The sequence below is a fragment of the Bacillus sp. AFS017336 genome, from assembly GCF_002555445.1.
Classification (GTDB): Bacteria; Bacillota; Bacilli; order Bacillales; family Bacillaceae_G; genus Gottfriedia.
The window spans coordinates 99,323-110,851 of record NZ_NUCO01000008.1; the positions used below are offsets into that span (position 1 = coordinate 99,323).

At 32.9% G+C, this 11,529-nt stretch carries 17 protein-coding genes; all 17 read left to right on the top strand.

Going from position 1 to position 11,529, the window contains the following annotated elements:
• Positions 1-28 precede the first annotated feature (28 nt).
• A complete protein-coding gene (locus CN601_RS03425; RefSeq protein ID WP_098170060.1) occupies positions 29-1,492 on the top strand; it encodes a hypothetical protein in 1,464 nt (487 codons plus the stop codon).
• A gap of 878 nt (positions 1,493-2,370) precedes the next feature.
• Entirely contained in the window at positions 2,371-2,925 is a 555-nt protein-coding gene (locus tag CN601_RS03430; RefSeq protein ID WP_098170061.1) for an HNH endonuclease, read from the top strand.
• 1 nt (position 2,926) lies between these two features.
• Entirely contained in the window at positions 2,927-3,190 is a 264-nt protein-coding gene (locus tag CN601_RS03435; protein ID WP_098170062.1) for a DUF5659 domain-containing protein, read from the top strand.
• Between the two features lie 69 nt (positions 3,191-3,259).
• Positions 3,260-3,514, top strand: coding sequence for a hypothetical protein (locus CN601_RS03440; protein WP_098170063.1), 255 nt, complete (start codon positions 3,260-3,262; stop codon positions 3,512-3,514).
• Between the two features lie 76 nt (positions 3,515-3,590).
• On the top strand, positions 3,591-3,878 hold the full coding sequence (locus tag CN601_RS03445; protein WP_098170095.1) for an HNH endonuclease: 288 nt from the start codon (positions 3,591-3,593) through the stop codon (positions 3,876-3,878).
• A 142-nt stretch (positions 3,879-4,020) separates the two neighbouring features.
• Positions 4,021-4,383, top strand: coding sequence for a P27 family phage terminase small subunit (locus tag CN601_RS03450; protein WP_098170064.1), 363 nt, complete (start codon positions 4,021-4,023; stop codon positions 4,381-4,383).
• A gap of 6 nt (positions 4,384-4,389) precedes the next feature.
• Positions 4,390-6,153 carry a terminase large subunit gene (locus CN601_RS03455; protein ID WP_098170065.1) on the top strand — a complete coding sequence of 588 codons (1,764 nt, stop codon included), beginning with the start codon at positions 4,390-4,392 and terminating at the stop codon, positions 6,151-6,153.
• Positions 6,154-6,172: 19 nt separating this feature from the next.
• On the top strand, positions 6,173-7,390 hold the full coding sequence (locus tag CN601_RS03460) for a phage portal protein (RefSeq protein ID WP_098170066.1): 1,218 nt from the start codon (positions 6,173-6,175) through the stop codon (positions 7,388-7,390).
• On the top strand, positions 7,353-7,916 hold the full coding sequence (locus CN601_RS03465; protein WP_098170067.1) for an HK97 family phage prohead protease: 564 nt from the start codon (positions 7,353-7,355) through the stop codon (positions 7,914-7,916). Before CN601_RS03460 ends, CN601_RS03465 begins: the two co-directional genes overlap by 38 nt.
• On the top strand, positions 7,913-9,088 hold the full coding sequence (locus CN601_RS03470; RefSeq protein ID WP_098170068.1) for a phage major capsid protein: 1,176 nt from the start codon (positions 7,913-7,915) through the stop codon (positions 9,086-9,088). Before CN601_RS03465 ends, CN601_RS03470 begins: the two co-directional genes overlap by 4 nt.
• A 36-nt stretch (positions 9,089-9,124) precedes the next feature.
• On the top strand, positions 9,125-9,301 hold the full coding sequence (locus CN601_RS26790) for a hypothetical protein (RefSeq protein ID WP_179865424.1): 177 nt from the start codon (positions 9,125-9,127) through the stop codon (positions 9,299-9,301).
• Between the two features lie 9 nt (positions 9,302-9,310).
• Positions 9,311-9,601 (top strand): hypothetical protein, encoded by a 291-nt coding sequence (locus tag CN601_RS03475; RefSeq protein WP_098170069.1) that lies wholly within the window; start codon positions 9,311-9,313, stop codon positions 9,599-9,601.
• Positions 9,594-9,896 carry a phage head closure protein gene (locus tag CN601_RS03480; protein ID WP_098170070.1) on the top strand — a complete coding sequence of 101 codons (303 nt, stop codon included), beginning with the start codon at positions 9,594-9,596 and terminating at the stop codon, positions 9,894-9,896. Before CN601_RS03475 ends, CN601_RS03480 begins: the two co-directional genes overlap by 8 nt.
• Entirely contained in the window at positions 9,889-10,251 is a 363-nt protein-coding gene (locus CN601_RS03485; protein ID WP_098170071.1) for an HK97 gp10 family phage protein, read from the top strand. Before CN601_RS03480 ends, CN601_RS03485 begins: the two co-directional genes overlap by 8 nt.
• Complete coding sequence (locus CN601_RS03490) at positions 10,248-10,577, top strand: hypothetical protein (protein WP_098170072.1); 330 nt, start codon at positions 10,248-10,250, stop codon at positions 10,575-10,577. Before CN601_RS03485 ends, CN601_RS03490 begins: the two co-directional genes overlap by 4 nt.
• A gap of 1 nt (position 10,578) precedes the next feature.
• Complete coding sequence (locus CN601_RS03495; RefSeq protein WP_098170073.1) at positions 10,579-11,136, top strand: major tail protein; 558 nt, start codon at positions 10,579-10,581, stop codon at positions 11,134-11,136.
• A gap of 12 nt (positions 11,137-11,148) precedes the next feature.
• Positions 11,149-11,499 carry a hypothetical protein gene (locus CN601_RS03500; RefSeq protein ID WP_098170074.1) on the top strand — a complete coding sequence of 117 codons (351 nt, stop codon included), beginning with the start codon at positions 11,149-11,151 and terminating at the stop codon, positions 11,497-11,499.
• The last annotated feature ends 30 nt before the right edge of the window (positions 11,500-11,529 follow it).

Consider the following 11,529-nt stretch of genomic DNA (forward strand, 5'->3'; position numbering starts at 1 on the left):
AATTATTCAGAAAATGGAGATAGATAAAATGACAAACTTAAACAACAACCAATCAAAAGTAGAAAGCTACATCAACTATGGTGAAAAATCAGTACGTGATCAACGCAATAGCCGCACATTCACAAATAATCAAGTAGTTTCAGAAATTAATAGTCTAAAAGGTAAAGTTAAAAATGGTTTGATTAGCATGGAACAATTAAATGATGAATTAGATGGTAATGATGCAATTTGGGATATGATCAACTCAGAGGAATATGCGAAAACACATAATCACAAAAAGAAAAATTGTAAACGTGCAGAGGAAGACTGGTTTTGTACAACATTAGAAAGTTTAGCAGATGAAATATTAATGGTGGATAAAATGAATAAAGAAGCCGAAGTAAGAGATGAAATGTTGAATGATGCAGAGTCAGATTTAACATTTACTCAAAGAATGAGCAAAAAATATGACGATAAAACTATTTTAAGTAAGAATGCTCAGAGTAATAATAGTATTCGTGAAGTTTACATTCATGAAGAAAAGTATAATGTTACTGGAAGTATTCACCTGAATCAATTGGAAAATGAAGTTGCAAATAATAATCCTAAGGTGACTAAAGTGTTAAAACGTGAAGTGAGTGAAGAGGACTTTAAAAAATTTGATAAATATAGTGATTTAAGCAAATATCAGGATGCAATTAATAAACTAAAAGAACGATTAAAAGAGCTGTCTGCTGCGCCAACAGTAAACAACTCCACAGATGATAATACAAATGTTAATATAAATTTTACTGATATTCCTAATGTAAGTCAAGAATATTTAGGTTACATCAACTCTACTGGATACTTACGTAAATGGATCAATGAGCTTACATACGAAATGTTCCAAGTTAAGGAAGCGATTAGAAAACCTATAAGAAGTAATAACACGAAATCAGATGTAGATATATTTGATGAAGCATTTGCAGATTTTGAGTTTTCAAATGTAGAAGATGTAAATAAACTTTTCAAAATGAAAAATGGAAGCTCTGTTTTTGCAGAGTTAAAAGAAATGATTAAGTCGGGTAGCTATACTCATATCATTTTAAGTGGCTTTGAGGAATTATTAGGTCAAGTTAATTTAACTAAAAGTGAGAGAGAAATAGTTGATTTAGTATTAGGCAGAAAGGTATTTAGTAAAGCTGAATTAGATGAAATTTATCCGTGTGTAAAAGATATGACTGTTATAAAAAATGTTATTGTAGATTACATTTTCATGAAACACAGTCTAACTGTGAGGCAATTAGAGAGCTTATTTAAAAAGATTAGCACAAAATTAGTACACACATATCTGAATGGGATTGATAAGCTACATCTGGCTTATAAGACTTGTAATACATGCGGAGAAGATAAGTTGCTAAATGAACGAAACTTCCCGGTAGATAAGATGAAGAACGATGGCTACAAAGATCAATGTAAGAGTTGTAAGAGTGAAGTAGACAGAAAGAGATACATAAATAAAAAAATAGGTTAAATTGTAGAAGGTGAGTCAGAAATGGCTCATCTTTTTTGTGTTTAATATTGAAATAAAGGAAAATTTTAATAATAACACTATTTATCAAATTTGTAAAGTTTTTTAGATGGAAAATTGTAAAAATAGGTTAAAAGTCATTATATATAGTAGAAAGATAAGTTAAGATATTGGGAACAACTCCTTTCTGATTATGAATATCTGACATATGAGACTGATTTAAGCTACTTTTAGCAACCCATAATTATATGAATCAGTCCTAAATGTGAGTTATTCATTTTTATGTAAGGTATAAATAATATAAAAAATTAAAAAATGTCGGTACCCAGTATTCCAATCTGGTAAGCTACTTCTCCGACTTAAAATAAAAGATTTAGCAACTCCTAATATGTTTATTTTTATTCTGTATGAGCAGGTGTCGTTAACTCGATGCCTGTTGATCGTACAGTAACGAGTAAAAGGTGAATTATATATAAGGTGGTTAATTAATTATGAGTTTAATTCAATTAGTGGTATTCATGGTGTTTTTATATGCGTTTATTAGAGTTATAACAATAGTAGGTCTTATATTTATATCTATAGTTACTGAAGTATTAGATACATTGAAGAGCATATGGAGTTTGATAAGGGTGAAGTAGGATAACCTGCTTCCTTTTTTTTATTTATATAAATATAGAAATTGTTGACGTTTTGAAGGGCAACAATATTTTGTAGTTTTTAAAAGCTATCTAAATTTTCGCTATTCACCAAATGAATAGTGAACTCATGTTACCAAGTGGGCAGTTTTTAAAAATTATAAGAACTTATATCAAATCAGACAGGCGAATATTATTCTCGCTTGTCTTTTTTTATGGAAAAAATTATGAAATGGAGTGTTTAAAATGATGCAAGAAGAATTATGCTTTGAGAAATTAAGTGGAGAAATGACTCCTTTATATGGGTTCAGTAATTATATGGTGCATTGTCCGACCGGTAATGTTTGGTCAAAATTATCGAATAAATGGTTACTAATTGGAGCTAAAGGTACTGGAGATAACAATAAATACCTGATGACTACTTTAATTGATGATAATGGAAATAAACATAACCTTTATTTATCTGAAATTGTTATGAGCAGCTATTTAGGAGCGCCGAAAAGCTACTGGCGTAATATGGGCATGGAGATTGACCATATTAATCGACTAGATACAAAGAATAATAGTATATCAAATTTAAGGTTGGCGACTTCAACTGCAAATAAAAAGAACTCTAGTAGTAGAAGTTGGAATAAAATCAGATTGTCAATGGAAACTGCTCAACAACTTAGAGAAGAGTTTATTAATTGGACTGGTAGCAAGATTGAGTGGTACAAAGCAAAAGGGAAATTACTAGGTGTTACAAGCCGTTCAATACAAAATGTTGTTTTAAATTATACATACACTGCTAGGAGCAACTGAAATGAAAATATACTCTATAAATTTAATTACTTGGCTGAAAGTGAATGGGTTAGATTTTAAAAAGTTAAGTTACAATGAGAAAAAGCAAAAAGTTTACGCACTATATGACAGTAATGATCAATTATTACATCAGTTAATAGAAGAATATAGGTCTAACGAGTCATTAATCAATCTCAAAACTTACATAATTCAATTTTCAACCGTGAAATTAGAAATAAATCAAGTGTTAGAAAAGTTTAAAAAACAGGACTTTAGATATAGTTAAATAAAGGACATCTCTTACTTTTGTAGAATTTAGTAAATTAGATTCTTATTAGGGAGGAGGTGTCAAGAAATGACCAATCAAAATATTGATGTAATTGTTTATTCAGTTGATAGTGGTAACGAAATAAAATACATAGAGCAAGTAACAGGCACAGTCGCGTTAATGATGTTAAATTCACATATTGTACAGATTCAAAATAAAAGCTTTAAAGTAAAACAATCAGAAGTAAAAACTGATGGAACATTAATTTTTTATGCTGAAGAGGTTAAACAATCAAAAAAAGATGATAATTATAATATAGCTGATTACATGTTTCATAACTAAATAATAGTTTCAATGATGACACTTTGTTTCTAAATGGAACTGGTGTCATTTTTATTTGGGTTGGGAAGGTGATATGATGACTAACTTCTACAAGGCATCTACATGGAAGAAGAAGAGAGATAACGTGTTAAGACGTGACGAGTATCTATGTCAAGAGTGTAAGCGATATGGTAAGAGTACAACAGCAACAACTGTTCACCATATATATCCTCTTGAACATTATCCTCAATATGGTATGAAGAGTTCAAACTTATATTCTTGTTGCAACACTTGTCACAATTCATTTCATGATAGGAGTACAAATGAAATTACTGTAAAAGGTAAGCAATTACAAGAAAGATTTCGAGATAAAGTTTTTAATTAGAATATTTTTGAGTCCCCCCTTATTTTTTATAAAAAATATATGTTATTAGGGGAACGAGGGGGAGAGCTTCTTCCCTCCACAGTACTTTCGTGACGAAAAAGGGGTGTGGAAAAATTAGAAGAAAAGAAATGAGGTGAGAAAATTGGTAAAATTGAAAACAAAAAAACAAATAGAAAATAAAATAATAAAAGACATGAAAAACATGGGGACGTATAAAAAAGAATATAACCAGCTTATTGAAATTTATGCCGGTATGCTTCATCAATATATTTCATTTGAAATTCAATTTGAGGAATCGAACTATCAAGTTGAAGAGGAATATACAAATAAAGCTGGAGCAACTAACATGAGAAAAGTACCTCTTTACACCGCCATGGAATCATTACGGAAGGATATTGCTTCCTATTCTGACCGTTTAACTTTGAATCCAAAATCATTGAATGTTGAGCCACCTAAACAACAGGAGCAATCAGTTCTTGCTCAATTTCTTGCCAAGCAGGGTTGAATGTAAATGAATATTTCACACATTGATTCGCAAAATTTCAAGGTGGCTTTGGAATATGCAGAATCAATTGTATCTGGTAATAAAATAGCTTGTCAAGAAAATATTCAATCTGCTCAAAGATTCTTAAATGACTTAAAACGTGATGATTTAGACTTCAGACAGGATCAATTTGATTTTGTAATTGGATTAATAGAAGGAACTATCGCCCACCAACAAGGTGAAAGCTTATTGGGTATCCCTCTAAAAGGGACTCCTTTATTGCTACAACCTTGGCAAAAGTTTGTCATTGTTAATTTACTAGGATTCTTTAAAAAAGATGTAAATGGACAATCAACTTTACTTAAACGATTTTCCGAATCGCTACTCATGATTCCTAGAAAGCAGGGCAAAACAGCATTTGCTTCAGCGTTAGGTTGGGCACTTTCTATTCTTGAAAGAAAAAGTGGCTCAAAGCTCTACATACTAGCAAACAGTTTAAAACAAACTCTCGAATCATTTGGATTTTTGCAATATAACATAAGCCGTTTGAATGATAAAACAATTCGAATAAGAGACAACAACCAAGAGCATTCAATCACTAAAAATTTTGGTGATGAAGGCTCTATTTTTATTCAAGCATTAGCGGCCGATGAAAGTCGTCTTGATTCGTTGAACTCGAACCTGTTGATACTAGATGAAACCCACACTTGGAAATCTTCGAAAAAGTATATCTTGATGAAAAATTCACAGAAAGCCTACCGTAATAAGTTGCTTATAGCGATTTCTACAGCAGGTGATATCCCTACTGGATTTTTAGCAAACCGTTTGAAGTATTGTCAAAAGGTATTAAACGGAACAATTGTAGATGACGAATATTTTATTTTTATTTGTAAAGCAGATCAAAACGAAAAAGGTGAAGTTCCAAATTTTACTGACCCTAAAATTTTAGAAATGGCAAATCCTTCTCTTGGTGTATCTGTTTCATTGGATGATTTAATGCGTGATGCTGAATTAGCGTTGAACGATCCTCAAACAAGAGGGGAATTTTTAAATAAGACTTTAAATATTTTTACAAATTCGTTAAAGGCATACTTCGATATAAACGAGTTCAAGCACTCAAATGCTCAGTATAAATGGACATTAGAAGAATTGGCCAAATTACCTATCACGTGGTATGGGGGATTTGATGGCAGTAAGCTACACGATTTAACGGCTTCAGCATTATGTGGACGATACAGAATGAAAGATGGTAAAGAAGTAGACATTGTAATCAGTCATGCATTCTTTCCAATTGTAGCTGCAACTCATAAAGCAGAAGAAGATAATATCCCTCTATTTGGTTGGCAAGACGATGGAGTTTTAACTATGAGTAATACACCTACAGTACATTATGACGATGTTGTTAACTGGTTTATTAACATGAAGAAAATGGGATTCAAAATTAAGATGGTTGGATTTGATCGAAAATTTGGGAGAGAGTTTTTCTTAAAGATGAAACAATCAGGCTTCAAAATAGTAGATCAACCACAATATTTCTATCGTAAGTCAGAAGGCTTTAGACGAATAGAAGTAAAGGCAAAAAATCAAGAATTATATTACTTAGGGAATCAAGCGTTTGAATATTGTGTCCAGAACGTAAAAGCAATTGAAAAGACAGATGACATGATTGAATTCTCAAAAGTAATGGACAACCAACGAATTGATTTGTTTGATGCTTCAGTATTTGCATGTTGTCAGATGCTAGAAGACATGGCAACCAGTGTTGCTGTTGGTAAATGGTTAAATAGTTAACTAGAAGGGTGGTGAATAAATGAAATTCTTTGGAAGGAAAAAACAACAAAGATCAATTGATTCAGCAGTAAAAGCACTAGCGAGTGTTGAATTTTATGACATGATTTCTAATGGCTATACAAAACTGTCCGATAATCCAGAAGTTAAAATTGCTGTTGATAAAATCGCTGACCTTGTTTCCAACATGACAATTCATCTCATGGAGAATACAGACAAAGGTGATAAGCGTGTAAGGAATGAGTTGTCAAGGAAACTTGATGTAAACCCTTATAGATATATGACTCGTAAATCATGGTTATATAAAATAGTTTCTGACTTACTTTTACACGGAGATGGTAATTCCTTAGTGCATATCGGAGTTGATAAAAATTCTACACTAATTGGAGAATTAACACCTTTTCAAATGTCAGGAGTTAGCTATACAGATGATAAAGGTGATTACTATATCGAATACAACAACACAATATACAAACCTGATGAAGTCATACATTTTTTAATTAATCCTGATCCGAATTTTCCATATAAAGGTACAGGATATCGAATTGCATTGAGAGATATAACTAAAAACCTACAGCAAGCCACAAAGACAAAGAACAGTTTTATGAGTGGAAAGTATATGCCAAACGTTATTGTCAAAGTAGATGCAATGAATGATGAACTTACCTCTGAAGAAGGTAGAGAATCGGTAAAGAGTAAATACTTAAAATCAACGAATGCAGGAGAACCTTGGATTATTCCAGCAGATTTATTAGAAGTACAACAAGTTAAACCTCTATCTCTTACTGATATAGCTATAAATGAATCAGTTGAATTAGATAAAAAGACAGTAGCTGGACTCATAGGAGTACCTGCTTTTTTTATGGGTGTAGGTACATTTAACAAAGAAGAATATAACAACTTTGTCAATACACGAATCATGTCTATTGCACAGGTTATCGCTCAAACATTAACTAGAGATTTACTATTCAGTCCTAAAATGTATTTCAAGTTAAATCCTAGAAGCTTGTATTCTTACAACTTAACTGAATTAGTAGGTGCAGGTGGTTCAATGGTTCAAATGAACGCTATGCGAAGAAACGAACTGAGGGATTGGGTTGGATTAGACCCTGACGATGAAATGGAAGAACTAATTGTCTTGGAAAACTACGTTCCTGCTGGCCAATTAGGAGATCAAGAAAAGTTGAAGGGGGGTGATGTGAATGAAGAAGAGGACATCATTTCTAACGAGTCAGTTTAGAGCAGAAGAACAAGAGGAAAAATTATTTCTTGAAGGCTATTTCATTCGTTATAACGAGGAAACAGAACTTTACGATGGTGTGTTTGAAGAAGTAGCACCAGAAGCAATTCTTAAAAGTTTAGAGAAGAATGATATTCGATGCTTGTTCAATCATGATTCAGGCGTAGTTCTAGGTAGAGCTGGAAATAAAACTCTAGAATTAAAATCCGATGAAAAAGGACTATACGGAAAAGTAGAAATTAACCGTAATGATCCACAAGCAATGGCGGTTTATGCTCGTATTCAGCGGGGAGATATTAATGCGTGTAGTTTCGGATTTTTTCCAGTTAAAGAAGATTATCAAATGCGTGATGATGGTTCAACTAAATTTATCATCCGTGAAGCAGATTTATTCGAAGTGTCAGCAGTAACTTTCCCTGCATACCCGCAAACGGAAATTTCAGCACGACAGAAAGACATTGAAACAATCAAACTAGAAAAATTAAATACTAGAAAACAGAAACTTAAGGAGATGTTAACTAAATGAGTAATCCAGTAATTGTGGCTGCTAAGTTGAAACTTAAACGTAGTGCCTTAGAAGCAAAAGTAAGTGAAATTGAAGAAGTAAATAAACGATCAGAAGAACTTTTGAGAGCAATTGATGATGCTACTGAGGAAGAAATTGCAACAGTAGAAAAGTCAGTTGAAGACATTAAAGCAGAATTAACTGCTAAAGAAGAAGAAAAATCTAATTTAGAAAAAGAAATTGAAGCATTAGAAACAGAACTTGAAGCTTCAAACGAAAAAACACCAAACCAAAATGAAAAACCTGAAGGAGGACAACGACAAATGAAAAAAGTAAATGTAGAAGCTAGAGAAGGTATTAAGGCATATGTTCGCTCAAAAGGACAAGAACGTGCAGGATTCACTTCTGTTGATGGTGGGGCATTAATCCCTGAAGAAATGTTGAAGCCACAAGAAGCACCAGTAGATGCTATTGATTTAAGTAAATTAGTAAATGTAGTTCCAGTATCTAGTGGAGCAGGTAAATATCCAGTAATCAAAAAATCAGGTAGCAAGATGGTGTCTACTGCTGAATTAGCTGCTAACTCAGAACTAGCTAAACCAGTAATTACAGAAGTTCCTTACGATATCGAAACTTACCGTGGTTATATTCCAGTGTCACAAGAAGCGATTGAAGATGCTGATTATGATGTTGCAGGATTAATTGCTTCTGAAATTGCAGATCAAGAATTAAATACTAAAAATGCTGCTATTGCTAGCGTGTTAAAAACTGCAACTGCTAAAGCTGTTACTGGTTTAGATGGAATTAAAGCTGTGTTCAATAAAGACATCAAGAAAGTATACAATGTAAAAGCAATTCTTTCATCTTCTTTATTCAACGCTTTAGACACACTTAAAGATGCAGATGGACGTTACCTATTACAAACAGACGTTACTGTAGAATCAGGTAAGAAATTATTCGGTAAAGAAGTAGTTGTATTAGATGACGATATGATCGGAACGAATCCTGGTGACTTAAAAGGTTTCATTGGCGATCCAAAAGCAGCTGTTACTTTGTTTGACCGTAAACGTGCTTCTGTTAAATGGGTTGATAACGATGTATACGGTGAATTATTAGCTGGTTTCGTTCGTTTTGATGTTGAGAAGACAGACACTGAGGCTGGATTCTACATCACTTACACACCATCAGTTTAATAGTTACATAGTTGAAAAGTTTTGGAGGTTAAGTAAATGAAAGTAAGAGTACTTAAAAACTTTGTTGATAAAGTTGAAAGCCAAATCCAAAACGAAGAGGTATTTAGAGCGGTGGGCGATGTGTTCACCGTTTCTAAGGATCGCTTTGAGGATATAAAAAAGGCAGGAGATTTTGTTGAGGAAGTTAAGGCGAAGTCAGATACAAAGAAGTAGGTGTTAGAAATGGGATATGAGGTATTACAATTAGTCAAGGCTCGTTTAGGTATCTCATCTGATGTAAGAGATGGTTATCTGTTAGCAATCATTGAAGGTATATTGACAGAATTATCAGAGGAACAAGGCTTAGTTTTAAGTGAGGTTAATTCTTATCATCTTATGTTCGTTGCAGATTTCTCAACATGGCGTTATCAAAATCGTGATAGTGCTGACGGGATGCCCAGACACTTACAATATCGGTTACACAACTTAATAATCAGTAATAGTGGTAAAACGGAAGGTGATCAAATTGTTTAACGACATATTGTTATTCCCTACTATCACAACTACTAAAGATGAATTAGGACAATTAATTGAAAATGAAGACTTTAGCAGACAGGTATATTGTGAGAAAAAAAGTGTTACACAAAATGAATTTTTTCAAGCTGGTCAAAATGGAATAAAATCCAGTTGTGTTTTAGTCGTTCATTTATTTGAATATCAAGATGAAACAAAGGTTAAATTTCGAAATAAAATTTATAGCATTTACAGGACATATGAGCGACCAGATGAAACAATCGAGCTCTATGTGGAGGTGCGATCAGGTGACTAGTATTGATGATATAGCTAAAGAAATTTCTAAACAATTAGCTCAATACTCAAAAGAAGTAGAAGAGGAAATCGAAAAAGCAAAGAATGATGTATCTAAAGAAGCTGTGAAAGAATTAAAAGCAACTAGTCCAAAGAGAAAGAAGAACGGTGGTGATTATGCTGCTGGATGGACTAGGAAAAAGATAGGTAATGACTATGTAATACATAATAAGAAACATCAATTAACACACCTTTTAGAAAAAGGCCATGCAAAAGTTGGTGGAGGTCGTGTACCTGCTAAAGTTCACATCAAACCTGTGGAGAAAAAGGTAATCGATGAATTTACTGATCGAGTTGAGAAGGCGGTACAGTCATGACATTAGCTGAATTACATAGTTTACTTGAAGTCACTGGTTTACCTGTGGCTTATTCGCATTTTACAGCAACTAAGAGTAATCCTGTCACTGTACCGCCATTTATTTGTTACTTAGAGACTGATACAGACAACTTTTTTGCAGATAACAAAGTATATCAGAAGGCTATAAACGTCTTAATTGAGCTATACACAAAGAAAAAGGATTCAACAACAGAATTAATAATTGAACAGCTATTAGATGACAATGAGATACCTTATTTATCATCTAGTAGGTATATAGAATCAGAAAATATATTTCAAAAAACTTATGAAGTGAGGTTAAAATAATATGGCAGAAAATAAGGTTGTTTTCGGGCTTAAAAATGCATACTATGCAATCGTTACAGAAACTGGAGGAATTGAAACTTATGGTACACCAGTTCCTTTTCCGGGAGCTACAGCTTTAACATTAGAACCAAAAGGAGAGCAAACTGATTTTTACGCAGACGATACTTTATATTACACAGCGAGTACGAATCAAGGCTATGACACAAAGCTAACTGTAGCAAATATTACTGATGCTTTTCGTGAAGATGTTTTAGGTGAAATTTTAGACGCAACTGACAAAACTCTTACAGAATTAAGCAATGCAAAACCGAAGAGAATTGCGTTCATGTTCGAATTTGATGGTGATGTTAAAGCGAATCGTCATGTTTTATATAATTGCACAGTCACTCGTCCAGGAATTTCAAGCAATACCAAAACAACATCATCAGAACCTGGCACAACAGAATTATCATTGGTTGCAGCTCCTCGTTTGAGTGATGGAAAAGTTAAAACGTCAACTACTACTGATACACCAGCTTTAGTATATGATGCTTGGTATTCAGCAGTATACGAAAAATAAGGAGTGTAATCCATGGAAAAAACAATTTCGATAGATGGTAAACAAGTCAGATTCAAGTCTACTGGAGCAACTCCATTACGTTATAAAGCACAATTTAGTAAAGATTATTTTGTTGAGATTATTAAACTGAATAGTATTAGTAAATTGAACGACTTAAATAAGGACAATTTAAACATTGAAGACTTAGAGGGATTAGATTTTGAGGTGTTTTATAATATCGCTTGGACAATGGCTAAGACAGCTGATAAAGATATTCCTGATCCAATGACATGGTTAGATACTTTTGACAGTTTTCCAATGATTGAGATTATCCCAGAATTACAAGAATTAATTATGTCATCTATGCAATCAAAAAAAAAGTAAGCAACAACGATGAGCAAGGGAATAGCGGAG

What these genes read in the sequence shown, in the direction of transcription:
- CN601_RS03455 (WP_098170065.1), top strand. Translation starts at nt 4,390, where the DNA reads ATGAATATTTCACACATTGATTCGCAAAATTTCAAGGTGGCTTTGGAA.
- CN601_RS03425 (WP_098170060.1), top strand. Translation starts at nt 29, where the DNA reads ATGACAAACTTAAACAACAACCAATCAAAAGTAGAAAGCTACATCAAC.
- CN601_RS03430 (WP_098170061.1), top strand. Translation starts at nt 2,371, where the DNA reads ATGATGCAAGAAGAATTATGCTTTGAGAAATTAAGTGGAGAAATGACT.
- CN601_RS03445 (WP_098170095.1), top strand. Translation starts at nt 3,591, where the DNA reads ATGACTAACTTCTACAAGGCATCTACATGGAAGAAGAAGAGAGATAAC.
- CN601_RS26790 (WP_179865424.1), top strand. Translation starts at nt 9,125, where the DNA reads ATGAAAGTAAGAGTACTTAAAAACTTTGTTGATAAAGTTGAAAGCCAA.
- CN601_RS03435 (WP_098170062.1), top strand. Translation starts at nt 2,927, where the DNA reads ATGAAAATATACTCTATAAATTTAATTACTTGGCTGAAAGTGAATGGG.
- CN601_RS03475 (WP_098170069.1), top strand. Translation starts at nt 9,311, where the DNA reads ATGGGATATGAGGTATTACAATTAGTCAAGGCTCGTTTAGGTATCTCA.
- CN601_RS03440 (WP_098170063.1), top strand. Translation starts at nt 3,260, where the DNA reads ATGACCAATCAAAATATTGATGTAATTGTTTATTCAGTTGATAGTGGT.
- CN601_RS03500 (WP_098170074.1), top strand. Translation starts at nt 11,149, where the DNA reads ATGGAAAAAACAATTTCGATAGATGGTAAACAAGTCAGATTCAAGTCT.
- CN601_RS03495 (WP_098170073.1), top strand. Translation starts at nt 10,579, where the DNA reads ATGGCAGAAAATAAGGTTGTTTTCGGGCTTAAAAATGCATACTATGCA.
- CN601_RS03490 (WP_098170072.1), top strand. Translation starts at nt 10,248, where the DNA reads ATGACATTAGCTGAATTACATAGTTTACTTGAAGTCACTGGTTTACCT.
- CN601_RS03465 (WP_098170067.1), top strand. Translation starts at nt 7,353, where the DNA reads ATGAAGAAGAGGACATCATTTCTAACGAGTCAGTTTAGAGCAGAAGAA.
- CN601_RS03460 (WP_098170066.1), top strand. Translation starts at nt 6,173, where the DNA reads ATGAAATTCTTTGGAAGGAAAAAACAACAAAGATCAATTGATTCAGCA.
- CN601_RS03470 (WP_098170068.1), top strand. Translation starts at nt 7,913, where the DNA reads ATGAGTAATCCAGTAATTGTGGCTGCTAAGTTGAAACTTAAACGTAGT.